This window comes from Micromonospora sp. A202 (genome assembly GCF_006715105.1).
GTDB lineage: Bacteria > Actinomycetota > Actinomycetes > Mycobacteriales > Micromonosporaceae > Micromonospora > Micromonospora zamorensis.
In genome coordinates this window covers 536,511-551,710 of sequence record NZ_VFMP01000001.1, presented here as the reverse complement: position 1 = coordinate 551,710, position 15,200 = coordinate 536,511, and the positions used below count along the sequence as shown (strand labels likewise).

The following is a 15,200-nucleotide window of genomic DNA, read 5'->3' as shown; positions in this document are numbered from 1 at the left end:
GGGTGGTCAGGACTCGCGCAGCGAGCGGCCGGTCTTGGTGAGGAAGACGTCGTCCAGGCTGGGTCGGTGCAGCTCGATCGAGCGCAGCTCCAGGTCTGCGTGGTCGAGTCGGCGCAGCACCTGCGGGATGGCGGTGGCGCCCTCGTCGACGTAGAGGCGCAGGCCGCCCTCGTCGACGGTTTCCAGCTTGTTGACGTACGCCTCGCCGTCGAGCGACTGGGCGGCCTGCGGGGTGGCGGCCAGGTCGAGGCCGACCAGCACGACGTCGCCGGAGATCTCCCGCTTGAGCTCGGCGGGGGTGCCCTCGGCCACGATCTCGCCGTTGTCCATGATCGCGATCCGGTCGCAGAGCGCGTCGGCCTCGTCCAGGTAGTGCGTGGTGATGAAGACGGTCATCCCGTCGTTGCGCAGCCGCCGGATCTCGTCCCACATGTGTGCGCGGCTCTGCGGGTCGAGGCCGGTGGTCGGCTCGTCCAGGAAGACGATCTTCGGCTCGTGGATGATGCCGAGCGCGATCTCGACCCGCCGGCGCTGTCCACCGGAGTAGGTCTTGCACTTGCGGTCGGCGTACTCGGTGAGCTGGAAGGCGTCCAGCGCGCGGGCGGCGCGGCGCTGCGCGTCGGCCTTGCCGATGCCGTACATGCGGGCGTGCAGCACCAGTTCCTCGCGGGCGGTGGACTCGTCCCAGGTGCTGCCGCCCTGCGGGACGTAGCCGATCCGTCGGCGCACCTCGGCCGGGTCCTTGCGCAGGTCGGCGCCGGCGATGGTGGCGTCGCCGCCGTCCGGCTCGATCAGCGTGGCGAGCATCCGCAGCGTGGTGGTCTTGCCTGCGCCGTTCGGGCCGAGGAAGCCGAAGATCTCGCCCTCGGTGACCTTGAGGTCGACGCCCCGCACGGCGTCCACCGTCTTCGTCTCTCGACCCGCGCGGGAGCGGAAGGACTTCCGCAGCCCCCTGGTCTCGATCATCTGTGCTCCTGGTCGTTCGGGTCGGCCGGGCCGACCTCCGAGTGGGACGACGCCGGACGGCGCACTCCCCCGCTGTGCCGTCAGCAGGCTAACGCGATATAGCTTCTATGGTCAACGTTGATTATTTCGCGTTGGAGCCCGGCGGGTCCCCGTCGTTCCCCCAACCCGACCAACCTTCGGCGTTCTCCAGCTCAGCAGGCAGGTACGACACACCGGATTCGATCCGTTCCGCGATCCGCTCGCACCAGCCCAGCTCAGCCTCCGCCCGCTCCGACCAGAGTTCGAACAACCAACCGACGTGCACCGGCTTGCTCTTGCGCATCCAGTCGGACTCCAATGAGGCACGCATCGAGGCGACGCTGGCGCGCAGCAGGTTGGCCCGGTTCCGCAGGGCCGCCGCCGCCTCGGAGCGGGGCAGCGCGGGCAGGAAGCCGAACGCCGCGGAGAACGGGTCCAGCGGCTCGGACAGGCCCCACCAGAAGCCGCGGAGCAGCGTCTGGAACTCGTCCTCCCCCGTCGGAGTCACCTCGTACGTGGTCCGTGCCGGACGGGCACCGACCTGCTCGGTGGCAACGGCCCTGAGCAGCCCTTCCTCGCTGAGCTTGCGCAGGGCGTGATAGATCGAGCCGGGCTGCACGTTCGCCCACTTGTCGGCACCCCAGCTCAGCAGCTCACGGCGCACGTCGTAGCCGTGCACGGGCTGCATCCACCGCACCAGACCGAGGATCATCAATCGAGTCGAAGACACCACACAAGCGTAATAGACAAGTTTGACTAGAGCGTTGCGGCACAGTGCGGCATCCCACACTGAGCGATCGTTAGGGCCGGCAGGGTGGCCGATACACTCCCCGTCAGTAACCTGCCCGGGAGGAGCCACGAAGGTGCGCAAGGTACTCATCGCCAACCGCGGCGAGATCGCCGTCCGGGTGATTCGTGCGTGCCGCGACGCCGGTCTGGACAGCGTCGCCGTGTACGCGGACTCCGACCGTGACGCCCTGCACGCCACCCTCGCGGACGAGGCGTACGCGCTCGGCGGCGACAGCGCGACCGAGACGTACCTGCGCATCGACAAACTGCTCGACGTCGCCGCCCGGTCCGGCGCCGACGCCGTGCACCCCGGCTATGGCTTCCTCTCCGAGAACGCCGACTTCGCCCAGGCTGTCATCGACGCCGGGCTGACCTGGATCGGCCCCACCCCGCAGGCGATCCGCGACCTGGGCGACAAGGTGACCGCGCGGCACATCGCCCAGCGCGCCGGCGCTCCGCTGGTGCCGGGCACCCCGGACCCGGTGGCCAACCCGGACGAGGTGATGGCGTTCGCCGTCGACCACGGCCTGCCGGTCGCCATCAAGGCCGCCTTCGGTGGCGGCGGACGCGGCCTCAAGGTCGCCCGGACGATGGAGGAGATCCCGCAGCTCTTCGAGTCGGCCACCCGGGAGGCGGTCGCGGCGTTCGGCCGGGGCGAGTGCTTCGTCGAGCGTTACCTGGACAAGCCCCGGCACGTCGAGGCGCAGGTCCTCGCCGACCAGCACGGCAACGTGATCGTGGTCGGCACCCGGGACTGCTCGTTGCAGCGTCGGCACCAGAAGCTCGTGGAGGAGGCTCCCGCGCCGTTCCTCAGCGACGCCCAGCGGGCCCAGATCCACGACAGCGCCAAGGCGATCTGCCGCGAAGCCGGTTACCACGGCGCCGGCACTGTCGAATACCTGGTCGGCGTGGACGGCACCATCTCCTTCCTGGAGGTCAACACCCGACTTCAGGTCGAGCACCCGGTCACCGAGGAGACCGCCGGCATCGACCTGGTCCGCGAGCAGTTCCGGATCGCCGACGGTGAGAAGCTGCGGATCACCGAGGACCCGACGCCGCGTGGGCACTCCATCGAGTTCCGGATCAACGGCGAGGACCCGGGCCGCAACTTCCTGCCGGCCCCGGGCACGGTCACCGCACTGCGGCTGCCCACCGGCCCGGGCGTGCGGGTCGACACCGGCATCTCGGCCGGCGACGTGATCGGTGGCAACTTCGACTCGCTGCTCGCCAAGGTGATCATCACCGGTGAGACGCGGACCGAGGCGCTGGAGCGCGCCCGTCGCGCCCTGGACGAGATGGTCCTCGACGGCATGGCCACCGCGCTGCCGTTCCACCGGCTGGTCGTGCGGGACGAGGCGTTCACCGCCGAGCCGTTCAGCGTGCACACCCGGTGGATCGAGACGGAGTTCCACAACACCGTGCCGCCGTTCACCGCCGCCGCCGGCGCCGCCGAGGCGCCGGCCGAACGCGCGACCGTCGTGGTCGAGGTGGGTGGCAAGCGCCTCGAGGTCAGCCTCCCCGCCAGCTTCGGCGGGAGTACGACCACCGCGGCACCCGCCTCCCGCAAGGCGAGCCGGCGCGGTGGCGGTGCCAAGGCCGGCGCTCCGGTCGGCGGCGACACTCTCGCCTCACCGATGCAGGGCACCATTGTCAAGATCGCAGTGGCGGACGGCGACACAGTGGCCGAGGGTGACCTGGTCGTGGTGTTGGAGGCGATGAAGATGGAGCAGCCGTTGCACGCCCACAAGGCGGGTACGGTCAGCGGGCTCGCGGCCGAGGTCGGTGCCGTGATCACCGCCGGCGCCCCCATCTGCACCATCGCCTGAGCGACTGCCCGGAAGGCCCCTGACGGCTGCCGCGGGCGATCGGCCCCGACGTGCCGGGTGAGACGGGACCGGCGGTCAGCGCAGGCTCTCGGCGGCGACCGCGCGGACGGCGGCGGTCAGGGCGTTCAGCACGTCCGACTCCAGTCGCCAGTGCTGCCAGTGGAGCGGGACGTCCAGGTGTCGGCCGGGCACGAGGTCGACGCAGCGACCGGTGGCCAGGTCGGCCTCGGCGATCTGCTCCGGCACCAGGCTCCAGCCCAACCCGAGCCGGAGGGCCTCGCTGATGGCCGGCACCGACGGCACGTAGTGCACCGGCGGGTCGAACGGTCGGCCCGCCACCGCACGGATGAAGCGGTGCTGCACCCGGTCCTTCCGGTCGAAGACGATCAGCGGCGTGACCGCCAACGCGGACGCGGTTAAACCCCCGGCGAAGTGGGACGACGCGAACTCCGGGGTGGCCAGCGCGCGATAGCGCATGGCCCCGAGCCGCAGCACACGACAGCCCTGCACGGCCTCCCGCTGGGCGGTGACCGCCGCCGTCACCGAACCGTCCCGGAGCAGCTCGGCGGTGTGGTCCTGGTCGTCCTGCCGCAGGTCGAAGGAGAGCCCGGCCTCCTGCGGCAACCTGGCCAGCGCGGCGGGGAACCAGGTGGCCAGTGAGTCCGCGTTGACCACCACGGCGACCCGGACGCGGCCACCACCGGCCAGCGGGCCGCGGGCGTCGGCCAGTGCCTCCCGTTCGAGCAGCGTGAGCTGGCCGGCCAGGCGCAGCAGCGGGCGCCCAGCGTCGGTCGCCACGCATGGTCGGGCCCGGCGGACCAGCACCTGGCCGACGGTCTCCTCCAGTGCCTTGATCCGTTGACTCACCGCCGACGGCGTGACGTGCAGCAGCCGGGCCGCCGCGTCGAAGCTGCCCTCCGACACCACCGCGGCGAGCGTGCGCAGCTGCGCCGAGTCGAGACCGTCCATAAGCAGAGCTTAAGTTGCGTCAGAATCTTTAGTTGGACTGGTGGACTTCGAGAGCCCTAGCGTCGACCCGTGCTCACCTCCGCCGTCGCCGGCTTCTCGATCTCCATCGCCCTCATCGTCGCCATCGGCGCCCAGAACGCCTTCGTCCTGCGTCAGGGCCTACGCCGCGAGCATGTCGTACCCGTGGTGCTGACCTGCGCCGCGTCGGACGCGCTGCTGATCATGGCGGGCGTGGCCGGGGTCGGCACGCTCGTAACGGGTCGGCCGGGCCTCCTGGCGGCGATCCGGTGGGGCGGCGCGGCGTTCCTCCTCTGCTACGCGCTGCTCGCCGCCCGCCGCGCGCTGCGTCCCGGCGCCCTGTTGCCCACCGAGCGTCCGCCGGCCACGCTGGGGGCGACCCTGCTCGCCTGCGCCGCCTTCACCTACCTGAACCCCCACGTCTACCTGGACACCGTGCTGCTGCTCGGCGGGGTGGCCCAGCAGCACCCGCACCGGTGGGTGTTCGGCGCCGGAGCCGCCCTGGCCAGCGGGGTCTGGTTCACCGCCCTCGGCGTCGGCGCGCAGCGCCTCGCGCCGCTGCTCGCCCGTGCCGGCGCCTGGCGGGTGCTGGACGCGGTCATCGCCGTCGTGATGGCCGGGCTCGCCGTGGCGCTCCTGGTGGGCTGACCAGCTCTGACGCGCGTCGACGGGAGTGTTTTCCACGACCACCGGCGGCGGGACGCTCCACGAGCGGGGATGATGGGCCGAGTGCGGTTCCTACACGGCGCGGCTCCCGCGCACGACCTGACCTATACCGACGTCTTCATGGCGCCGGCCCGCTCCGACCTGGGCTCCCGGCTCGACGTCGACCTTTCCACCAGCGACGGCACCGGCACCACCATCCCGCTGGTCGTGTCGAACATGACAGCGGTCGCCGGCCGGCGGATGGCCGAGACGGTGGCCCGCCGGGGCGCGATCGCGGTGATCCCGCAGGACATCCCGATCGAGGTGGTGGCGAATGTCGTCGCCTGGGTCAAGCAGCGGCACCTGGTCTACGACACGCCGATCACCCTGGGGCCCACCGAGACCGTGGGCGACGCCATCCACCTGCTGCCCAAGCGCTCGCACGGCGCGGTGATCGTGGTCGACGACGCCGGCCGGCCGATGGGCGTGGTGACCGAGGCGGACACCACGGGCGTGGACCGGTTCGCTCAGCTGCGGCACGTGATGTCCACCGAGCTGCACACAGTGCCGGCGGACGCGGACCCGCGTACCGGTTTCGACCTGCTCTCGGCGGGCCGTCGCCGGCTCGCTCCGGTGGTGGACGCCGAGGGCCGCCTGGTCGGGGTGCTGACCCGGCAGGGCGCGCTGCGCGCGACCCTCTACACGCCGGCCGTGGACGACCGCGGTCGGCTTCGCATCGCCGCGGCGGTCGGCATCAACGGTGACGTGACCGGCAAGGCCGCCGCGCTGCTGGAGGCGGGGGTGGACACGCTGGTCGTGGACACCGCGCACGGCCACCAGGCGCGGATGATCTCGGCGCTTCAGGCGGTCCGCAAGTTGGACCCGGGGGTGCCGGTGGCGGCTGGCAACGTGGTGACCGCCGAGGGGGTACGCGACCTGGTCGAGGCCGGGGCGGACATCATCAAGGTCGGCGTCGGGCCGGGTGCCATGTGCACCACCCGGATGATGACCGGCGTGGGTCGGCCGCAGTTCTCCGCCGTGCTCGACTGCGCCGCCGCCGCCCGCGAGTTGGGCCGGCATGTCTGGGCCGACGGCGGGGTGCGCCACCCACGGGACGTGGCGCTCGCGCTCGCCGCCGGGGCGTCGAATGTGATGATCGGCTCCTGGTTCGCCGGCACCTACGAGTCCCCCGGTGACCTGTACACCGACGCGGACGGCCGGCGGTACAAGGAGAGCTTCGGGATGGCCTCGGCCCGGGCGGTCAGTGCCCGTACCGCCGACGACAGCCCGTACGACCGGGCCCGCAAGGCGGTGTTCGAGGAGGGCATATCCTCGGCCCGGATGCACCTGGACCCGGCGCGACCCGGCGTCGAGGACCTGATCGACGAGATCATCGCCGGTGTACGCAGCGCGTTCACGTACGCCGGCGCACGGGACCTGACGCAGTTCCACGACCGGGCGATCGTCGGCGTGCAGAGCGCCGCCGGCTTCACCGAAGGAATGCCCCTCCCCACAAGCTGGTAACCCCCGGCCACCCGGGTCGATCATGGAGTTGTGGTGCCTCACAGAACGGGCAGCGACGGGCGAACCGCCCACCTCAACTCCATGATCGACGCTGGTAGGGGCTAGGTGGCCAGGCGGCGTAGGACTTCGCGGGCCGCAGTGCGGGGGTTGTCGCCCACTCGCTCGGGCAGCGCGCCGGCCAGCCAGAGGGTGGCGAAGCCGTGCGCGATCGACCAGGCGGCGAGCGCGTCCCGGTCGGTGTCACCCGGGGCGCCACCAGTTGGCAGGGTGGCCACCCCGGAACGGAGCGCGGCGCCGGAGCGCTCCCGGGCCGCGATCAGCTCGGCGTCGTCGGCCCGGTAGAGCTCGGGCCGGAACATCACCTCGAAGTACGCGCGGTGCGTGACGGCGAAGTCGACGTACGCGACGCCGGCCTCCAGCACGTCGTCCGCTTCGATGAGCTTCTGCGCCAGCAGGTCGAAGCCCTGGGCGGCAAGCGCGGTGAGCAGGCCCGCCTTGTCGCCGAAGTGGTGCGCGGGCGCGGCGTGCGAGACACCGGCCCGACGGGCGAGGTCGCGCAGACTCAGCGCGGCGGGCCCGACCTCCTCGATGGCCTCCAGAGCTGCGGCGAGCAGGGCGCGGCGCAGGTCGCCGTGATGGTACGCACGCGTCTCGGTCATGCCCCAATCCTATCTTGTCATTGACAAGATGCTCCTCCGGCGCGCAATCTTGTCACTGACAAGTTTCACCGAGGAGGTTTTCGATGCACCCCTGATCGCTCTGGTCGTCGGCACCGCGCTGGCCCGACTCGCCGGCCTGGCCGGCATCTCCGCACTGGATGGTTGGCATCCCGCACTGCGGGTCGGGCTGGCCGTGATGTTCGCGCTGACCGCCGTCGCGCACTTCGTCGGTCAGCGCCGAGCGGACCTGATCGCGATGGTCCCGCCGCGGCTGCCCCGCCCGGATCTGCTGGTCACGCTCACCGGCGTGCTGGAGCTGGTCGGCGCGGTCGGCCTGCTGATCCCGGCGACCGCCCGGGTGGCGGCGGCCGGGCTCGCCCTGCTCATGCTGGCGATGTTCCCGGCCAACGTCTCGGCCGCCCGCCGGAGGCTCACCCTCGCCGGGCGTCCCGTCACCCCGCTCGCACAGCGCACGGTCCTGCAGATCGTGTTCGTCACCACTGCTGCGGCAATTTCGTTTGGGCCCTGACTATCAGGGAGCTAATCTACCGGTCGTGGAACTCGTGACCCTCCAGGACGTGCCGCTCGGCCGGCTGCTGGTGGTGGCCGGGCACCTGGTCGGGCAGCGGTGGAACCGCTACCTCGCCGAGGAGCATGGCCTCACCCAGGCCGGCATGGTCACCCTGATGACACTCGCCCGACACGGCGAGCTGCCCCACCGGGAGGTCGCCGAGAAAGGCTTCGTGCGCCCGGCGACCCTCACCGGCATCGTGGACACGCTGGCCCGGGAAGGGCTCGTCGAGCGGCAACGCGACGACAGCGACCGACGCAGCGTCCGACTCGCCCTCACCCCCGCCGGGCGGGAGCGAGTGTCCGCGCTCAGCGCACTGATGCACTCCGGACGCCCGCTCACCTCGGTCGACGCCGACCCGGTGAAGGCCCAGGTGATCCGCGAGTTCCTGTTGGAGGTCATCGGCAGCGGGGACGACCCGCGGATGACCGGACGCCCTACCGAACCGAAGGATCCGGCGTGCTGATCCGACTGTTGCGCAGCCAACTGCGCACCTACCAACGACCGTTGCTGGCGGTGGTGCTGCTCCAGTTCGTGGGCACCATGGCCTCGCTCTACCTGCCCAGCCTCAACGCCGACATCATCGACCAGGGCGTGGCGCGCGGCGACACCGACTACATCGTGCGCACCGGCGGGTGGATGCTGCTGGTCAGCCTGATCCAGATCGTCTGCTCGATCGCCGCGGTCTACCTCGGCGCGCGGGTCGCGATGGGCTTCGGCCGGGACGTACGCGCCAGGCTGTTCGGGCACGTCAACCGCTTCTCCGCCCGCGAGGTGGCCCGGTTCGGTGCGCCGTCGCTGATCACCCGCAACACCAACGACGTGCAACAGGTGCAGATGCTCGTGCTGATGAGCTGCACGATGCTCGTCGCGGCGCCGATCATGAGTGTCGGCGGCGTGTTCATGGCGCTGCGCGAGGACATCGGGCTGTCCTGGCTGATGCTGGTCAGCGTGCCGGTGCTGGCCATCACGCTCGGTGCGATCATCCGCCGGATGGTGCCGGGCTTCCGGCTCATGCAGACCCGGATCGACACGGTCAACCGGGTGCTGCGCGAGCAGATCACCGGCATCCGGGTGGTCCGCGCGTTCGTCCGCGAGCCGTACGAGACGGACCGCTTCGGCGTCGCCAACGCCGACCTGACCGCCACCGCGCTGCGGACCGGCCGGCTGATGGCGTTGATCTTCCCGGTGGTCATGCTGGTGCTGAACGTCTCCAGCGTGGCGGTGCTCTGGTTCGGCGCACAGCGCGTGGACTCCGGCGCCATCCAGGTCGGCGCGCTCACCGCGTTCCTTCAATACCTGATGCAGATCCTGATGGCCGTGATGATGGCCACCTTCATGCTGATGATGGTGCCCCGGGCCGCGGTCTGCGCCGAGCGGATCACCGAGGTGCTGGACACCGACTCCTCTGTGGTCCCCGCCGCCGAGCCGGTCACCGACCTGCCCACCCGGGCCGAGTTGGAGATGCGCGGGGTGCGCTTCCAATACCCGGGCGCGGTCGACCCGGTGCTTCGGGACATCTCCTTCCGGGCCACCCCGGGCACCACCACGGCGATCATCGGCAGCACCGGCGCCGGCAAGACGACGCTGCTGTCGTTGATTCCCCGTCTGGTCGACGTCACCGGGGGCGCGGTGCTGGTCGACGGGGTGGACGTGCGGGAGTTGGCACCGGACGAGCTGTGGCGGCGTATCGGCCTGGTGCCGCAGCGGCCGTACCTGTTCACCGGGACGGTCGCCAGCAACCTGCGGTACGGCAACCCCGACGCCACCGACGAGGAACTCTGGACGGCGTTGGAGATCGCCCAGGCCCGGGACTTCGTGGCCCAGATGCCGGGCGGTCTGGAAGCACCGATCGCCCAGGGCGGCACCACCGTCTCCGGTGGACAGCGGCAGCGCCTGGCCATCGCGCGGGCGTTGGTCCGGCAACCGGAGATCTACCTCTTCGACGACTCGTTCTCCGCGCTCGACCTGGGCACCGACGCGCGGCTGAGAGCGGCACTGCGGCCGGTCACCGCGCAGTCCGCAGTCGTGATCGTCGCCCAACGGGTCTCCACGATCATCGACGCCGACCAGATCATCGTTCTTGAGGACGGAGGGGTCGTCGGAGTGGGACGACACACCGAGTTGTTGGAGACCTGCCCGACGTACGCCGAGATCGTGGCCTCCCAGCAGACGGCGGAGGTGGCGGCATGAGCGAGCCCGACAACAGGCGTACCCCGGCCGTACCCAGTCAGAAGCCGGCCGGCGACGGACGGACACCGGATGAGACCGCGCAGCAACCCGGCGGGGGACCCGCGCAGCAACCCGGCGGGGAAACCGCGCCGGAGACCGGCGGTGGCGCGGCGACGCCGAAGCGGCTGCCACCCGGCGGTCAGCGCGGTGGCCCGGGATGGATGAGCGCCGGGATGCCCGCCGAGAAGTCGATGAACTTCGGGCCCTCGGCCCGCCGGTTGCTCGGCCGCCTGCGCTCACACCGGCTGCACCTGGCCGCGATCATCACGCTCGCGGTGGTGAGCGTCGGGTTCAGCGTCGCCGGGCCGAAGATCCTCGGCCACGCCACCGACCTGATCTTCACGGGCGTGATCGGCCGGCAACTGCCCGCCGGCACCACCGCCGACCAGGCCGTTGCCGCGGCCCGGGCCAGCGGCAACGACAGCTTCGCCGACATGCTGGCCCGGATGGACGTGGTGCCCGGGACGGGCATCGACTTCAACGCCCTGAAGCGGGTGCTGCTGCTGGCCCTCGGGCTGTACCTGGCCGCGAGCCTGCTCTCCTGGTGGCAGGGCTGGCTGCTCAACGGAGTGGTCCAGCGCACCGTGCTGCGGCTGCGAGCCGAGGTGGAGGAGAAGCTCAACCGGCTGCCGCTGCCCTACTTCGACCGGCAGCCGCGCGGCGAGCTGCTGAGCCGGGTCACCAACGACATCGACAACATCTCCACCAGCCTCCAGCAGACCCTCAGCCAGCTGCTCACCTCGCTGCTGACCGTGGTCGGCGTGCTGGCCGTGATGTTCTGGATCTCGCCGCTGCTGGCCCTGGTGGCCCTGGTCGCGGTGCCCCTGTCGGTGCTGGTCACCCAGCGCATCGCCAAACGCTCGCAGAAGCAGTTCATCGCCCAGTGGACGCACACCGGTGAGCTGAACGGTCAGATCGAGGAGGCGTACACCGGTCACGAGCTGGTGAAGGTCTTCGGCCGGCAGCGTGAGGTGGAGGCCGCGTTCCACGCGAAGAACGACGAGTTGTTCCGCGCCAGCTTCGGGGCGCAGTTCGTCTCCGGGATCATCATGCCGTCGATGATGTTCATCGGAAATCTGAGCTACGTGGCGATCGCCGTGGTCGGCGGGCTGCGGGTCGCCTCCGGGACCATGAGCCTCGGCGACGTGCAGGCGTTCATCCAGTACTCCCGCCAGTTCACCCAGCCGCTCACCCAGCTCGCGTCGATGGCCAACCTGCTCCAGTCCGGGGTGGCCTCGGCCGAGCGGGTGTTCGCGGTGCTCGACGCCGACGAGCAGACGCCCGACCCGGTCGAACCCGCCCGGGTCGCCGACCCGCACGGTCGGGTCGAGTTCGAGCACGTCTCGTTCCGCTACGAGGCCGACAAGCCGCTGATCGACGACCTGTCGCTGGTCGCCGAGCCGGGGCACACGGTGGCCATCGTCGGCCCGACCGGCGCCGGCAAGACCACCCTGGTCAACCTGGTCATGCGCTTCTACGAGCTGGACGCCGGCCGGATCACCCTCGACGGGGTGGACATCACGACGATGCGCCGCGACGACCTGCGCGGCCGGATCGGCATGGTGCTCCAGGACACCTGGCTCTTCGGCGGCACCATCCGGGACAACATCGCCTACGGGCGGCCGGACGCCACCGAGGAGGAGATCCTCGCGGCGGCCCGGGCCACCTTCGTGGACCGGTTCGTGCGCAGCCTGCCCGACGGCTACGACACGGTCATCGACGAGGAGGGCAGCAACGTCAGCGCCGGCGAGAAGCAGCTCATCACCATCGCCCGCGCGTTCCTCGCCGAACCGTCCCTGCTGATCCTCGACGAGGCCACCAGCTCGGTGGACACCCGCACCGAGGTGCTGCTCCAGCGGGCGATGGCCGCGCTGCGTTCGGACCGGACCAGCTTCGTCATCGCGCACCGGCTCTCCACCATCCGAGACGCCGACCTGATCCTGATGATGGAGAACGGCCGGATCGTCGAACAGGGCACCCACGAGCAGTTGCTCGCCGCCAAGGGCGCGTACCACCGGCTCTACCGCTCCCAGTTCACCGGTGCGGTGGTCGACGAGGAACCGGCCGCCCAACCGGCGTCGGTCTGAGGTCGGGCGGCCGTGCGCGCGAGACGATCGGTGGGCGGGTCAGTCCGACGGCAGCAGGTCGGTCGCGCGAGCGGCGACCTGCCCGCCGATCAGGGCGAGCGCGGCTTCGGCGGGCATCGGGTCCAGGGCGCGGCCGCCGCGCAGGCGCAGCGCGAGACGACCATCGGCGGCCTCCCGGGCACCCAACACCCCGAGGTACGGGACGCGGCGGCGGGCCGCGTCCCGGATCCGGGAACCCAGCGAGCCGGCGGCGTCGACCTCGACCCGCAGGCCGGCGTCGGCGGCCCTCCGGGCCAGGTCCGCCGCCGCGTCCGCCTGACCGTCGTCGACCGGCAGCAACACCAGCTGGACGGGCGCGTACCAGGCCGGGAAGGCGCCCTCGTGCACCTCGATGAGGTACGCGAACAGCCGCTCCATGCTGCCGACCAGGCTGCGGTGCAGCATGACCGGTTGATGCCGGTTGCCATCGGCACCGGTGTACGACAGGTCGAACCGCTCGGGTTTGTCGAAGTCGAGTTGGATGGTGGAGATGGTCGACTCCCGGCCGGCCGCGTCCACGATCTGAATGTCGATCTTCGGTCCGTAGAAGGCGGCCTCCCCGGGCGCCTCGACGTACGCCATCCCGGCCAGCGCGGCGCGGAGCAGGTCCTCCGCACGGGCCCACTGCGCGTCGTCGCCGACGTACTTCTCGCCCGGCCCGCGCAACGACAGCCGGAACCCGGCCGGTCGGACGCCGAGCGCGGCGTGCGCGGCACGGATCAGCCCGAGGATCTCCGCGACCTCCGCGCCCACCTGTTCGGGCGCGCAGAAGGTGTGCGCGTCGTTGAGCGAGATGGCGCGTACCCGGGACAGCCCACCGAGCACCCCGGAGCGCTCCGAGCGGTACATCCCGCCCAGCTCCGCGATCCGCAGCGGCAACTCCCGGTAGGAGCGGCCCCGAGCCCGGAACACCAGCGCGTGGTGCGGGCAGAGCGCCGGTCGGAGCACGAACTCGTCGTCGGCGCTGAGCCGCATCGGCGGGAACATGTCGTCGGCGAAGTAGCCGAGGTGCCCGGAGAGTTCGAAGAGTTCGCGTTTGCCCAACGGCGGCGAGTAGACGTGCTGGTGGCCGGAGCGACGCTCCAACTCCCGGACGTACTCCTCGACGGCGTGCCGGGCGGCGGCGCCGGCCGGCAGCCAGATCGGCAGGCCGGCGCCGGCCAGCGGATCGGAGACGAAGAGGTCCAGCTCACGGCCGAGCCTGCGGTGGTCGATCATGTCGGGCTCCTGGATCGGGTACGACCCGGAGGCGACCTGGACACCGAACGCCGCGCGGCCATCCGGGGCGGATCGCCCCGGGGCCTGGTCGACGGTGGTTACGTCAGAGCGGCGCGCCGGGGACACCCGGCGTCGTGGTCACCACTACCGCACTGCGCATGCCGCGATGCTACGTCTCAGGCGGTCCAGGACGCACCTGAATTACGACAGCGGGAGAGCGCGCAGGGGGTGGGCCGCCGGCGCGGGACCCGCCGGCGGCCCTGGCGGCCCGAAACGTCAGGAACGGGGGACCCGACGGGCGTGGCCGCGCCGACAACGGTACGCCGACGAACGCCGATCCGCCGACCGCTCCGGGACGGTTGGGACGGCCACCGGACCCGTCACCCGAGGCCGGTTCGCCTCGTTGTACCTGGGTGGCCTGGCCGTGTCGACGGTCACGACGGGCCAGGGCCGTCCACGGTGACGGCGGACACGCCGTCAGGCTCAAGACACCCAATCGGCCGCATCCGGCGAGGTGGCAGGCGTGCCCGAACTACTGACTGACGTCGCATCGCCGACGTGGGCGTACCTGGTGCTGCTCGCTCTGCTGATCGCGGACGCCTTCGTGCCGGTGATCCCCACTCAGATCGTCATGATCACCAGTGGCGCCCTCACCGTCTACGGGGGGCTCAGCCTGCCGGTCACCATCGCCGTCGGCGCGCTCGGCGTGTTCGCCGGCGACCTGGCCTGCTACCTGCTCGGGCGCAGCGCACCGGACCGGCGGCCACCCCGGCACGCCGAACTGAGCCGCGCCCGCCGAGTGGCCAGTCGGGTGACCCAGGGGCTGCGACAACCCGGGCCGCTGGTCATCCTGCTCTGCCGGTTCGTGCCCGGCGGCCGGATGGCGGCCTGCTTCTCGGCCGGGCGCAGCCGCTACCCGTACCGTCTGTTCGTGCTCTACGAGGCGATCGCCGCGCTGGGTTGGGCCACCTACGGCGCGATGGTCGGGCACCTGGGCGGCACCGCTCTCACCGAGTCGGCCTGGCGGTTGGCCATCATCGCCACCGCCGCCGCAGGCGGGTTCGCCGCAGCCGGATGGGCGATGACACTGGTCAGCGCCCGCCACGCCCGCGCCGCCGCAGCAGTCGTCAAAGTCCCCATCGACTGAGTGTCGCCAGACCAACGGGTATAAGCTCTGCTTATATCGACTGCATGTGGTACAAGACGGCGGTGCCGTTGGCGGATGACCGCTTCCAGGAGCACCTCTCCAGCCTGAAGGAAACGCAAAGATGACCGGTGGAGCTGACTGGCGGGACGTCAAGGCGAAGGCCCGGGAGCTCGATCCGTCCTGGGAGCATCCGGACCGGGCTGCCCGGCGGGCTCAGCAGCGTGAGCAGATGCTGGCATCGGTCAGCGGCGCGCAGCTGGCAGAGATCCGCAAGCAGCTGGGGATGACGCAGACCCAACTAGCTGAAGCGGCGGGGTTGTCCCAGGCGAGGATCAGCCAGATCGAGAATGGCGAGCACACCAGCCTGGAAACCCTCCGCGCCTACGTCACCGGCCTGGGCGGTCACCTCGACATCGTCGCCCGCATCGGGAACATCCACCTGAACGTCGCTTGACCTGGTGTAGGTCATCTCAGGGCTCGGAGCTTGCCGCC

General features: G+C 71.1%; 14 protein-coding genes. 9 read left to right on the top strand and 5 right to left on the bottom strand.

The window, feature by feature from the left end; genetic code table 11:
• Nucleotides 1-6: 6 nt before the first annotated feature.
• On the bottom strand, nt 7-966 hold the full coding sequence (locus tag FBZ33_RS02665) for an ATP-binding cassette domain-containing protein (protein ID WP_141907878.1): 960 nt from the start codon (nt 964-966) through the stop codon (nt 7-9).
• A 121-nt stretch (nt 967-1,087) separates the two neighbouring features.
• Nucleotides 1,088-1,699, bottom strand: coding sequence for a PadR family transcriptional regulator (locus FBZ33_RS02660; RefSeq protein ID WP_141912358.1), 612 nt, complete (start codon nt 1,697-1,699; stop codon nt 1,088-1,090).
• Nucleotides 1,700-1,847: 148 nt separating this feature from the next.
• On the opposite strand from FBZ33_RS02660, the gene FBZ33_RS02655 reads away from it, so the two are divergent.
• Nucleotides 1,848-3,599, top strand: coding sequence for a biotin carboxylase N-terminal domain-containing protein (locus tag FBZ33_RS02655; RefSeq protein WP_141907877.1), 1,752 nt, complete (start codon nt 1,848-1,850; stop codon nt 3,597-3,599).
• A 75-nt stretch (nt 3,600-3,674) separates the two neighbouring features.
• Here the strand turns inward: FBZ33_RS02655 and FBZ33_RS02650 are convergent, their stop codons facing one another.
• Complete coding sequence (locus tag FBZ33_RS02650) at nt 3,675-4,568, bottom strand: LysR family transcriptional regulator ArgP (protein WP_141907876.1); 894 nt, start codon at nt 4,566-4,568, stop codon at nt 3,675-3,677.
• 69 nt (nt 4,569-4,637) lie between these two features.
• On the opposite strand from FBZ33_RS02650, the gene FBZ33_RS02645 reads away from it, so the two are divergent.
• Both FBZ33_RS02645 and FBZ33_RS02640 read left to right on the top strand, forming a co-directional pair.
• Nucleotides 4,638-5,234 (top strand): LysE/ArgO family amino acid transporter, encoded by a 597-nt coding sequence (locus FBZ33_RS02645; RefSeq protein ID WP_099850481.1) that lies wholly within the window; start codon nt 4,638-4,640, stop codon nt 5,232-5,234.
• An 81-nt stretch (nt 5,235-5,315) separates the two neighbouring features.
• Nucleotides 5,316-6,755: a GuaB1 family IMP dehydrogenase-related protein gene (locus tag FBZ33_RS02640; protein WP_099850479.1), complete on the top strand. Its 1,440-nt coding sequence runs from the start codon at nt 5,316-5,318 to the stop codon at nt 6,753-6,755.
• A 101-nt stretch (nt 6,756-6,856) separates the two neighbouring features.
• Here the strand turns inward: FBZ33_RS02640 and FBZ33_RS02635 are convergent, their stop codons facing one another.
• A complete protein-coding gene (locus FBZ33_RS02635) occupies nt 6,857-7,414 on the bottom strand; it encodes a TetR/AcrR family transcriptional regulator (RefSeq protein ID WP_141907875.1) in 558 nt (185 codons plus the stop codon).
• A 55-nt stretch (nt 7,415-7,469) separates the two neighbouring features.
• Between FBZ33_RS02635 and FBZ33_RS02630 the strand changes: the two genes are divergently transcribed.
• The 4 genes from FBZ33_RS02630 to FBZ33_RS02615 all read left to right on the top strand — a co-directional run bounded on the left by FBZ33_RS02630 (nt 7,470) and on the right by FBZ33_RS02615 (nt 12,304).
• Nucleotides 7,470-7,943, top strand: coding sequence for a DoxX family membrane protein (locus tag FBZ33_RS02630; RefSeq protein ID WP_255509101.1), 474 nt, complete (start codon nt 7,470-7,472; stop codon nt 7,941-7,943).
• Nucleotides 7,944-7,968: 25 nt separating this feature from the next.
• A complete protein-coding gene (locus FBZ33_RS02625) occupies nt 7,969-8,451 on the top strand; it encodes a MarR family winged helix-turn-helix transcriptional regulator (RefSeq protein WP_088946177.1) in 483 nt (160 codons plus the stop codon).
• Entirely contained in the window at nt 8,445-10,178 is a 1,734-nt protein-coding gene (locus FBZ33_RS02620) for an ABC transporter ATP-binding protein (RefSeq protein ID WP_088946176.1), read from the top strand. The genes FBZ33_RS02625 and FBZ33_RS02620 overlap by 7 nt, the downstream gene beginning before the upstream one ends.
• A gap of 200 nt (nt 10,179-10,378) precedes the next feature.
• Nucleotides 10,379-12,304 (top strand): ABC transporter ATP-binding protein, encoded by a 1,926-nt coding sequence (locus tag FBZ33_RS02615; RefSeq protein ID WP_370453068.1) that lies wholly within the window; start codon nt 10,379-10,381, stop codon nt 12,302-12,304.
• Nucleotides 12,305-12,343: 39 nt separating this feature from the next.
• On the opposite strand, the gene thrS is transcribed toward FBZ33_RS02615, so the two are convergent.
• Nucleotides 12,344-13,561, bottom strand: coding sequence for a threonine--tRNA ligase (gene thrS / locus FBZ33_RS02610; protein WP_141907873.1), 1,218 nt, complete (start codon nt 13,559-13,561; stop codon nt 12,344-12,346).
• 523 nt (nt 13,562-14,084) lie between these two features.
• On the opposite strand from thrS, the gene FBZ33_RS02605 reads away from it, so the two are divergent.
• Nucleotides 14,085-14,708 carry a DedA family protein gene (locus FBZ33_RS02605; protein ID WP_141907872.1) on the top strand — a complete coding sequence of 208 codons (624 nt, stop codon included), beginning with the start codon at nt 14,085-14,087 and terminating at the stop codon, nt 14,706-14,708.
• Nucleotides 14,709-14,829: 121 nt separating this feature from the next.
• Nucleotides 14,830-15,162, top strand: coding sequence for a helix-turn-helix domain-containing protein (locus FBZ33_RS02595; protein ID WP_141907871.1), 333 nt, complete (start codon nt 14,830-14,832; stop codon nt 15,160-15,162).
• Nucleotides 15,163-15,200: the final 38 nt, after the last annotated feature.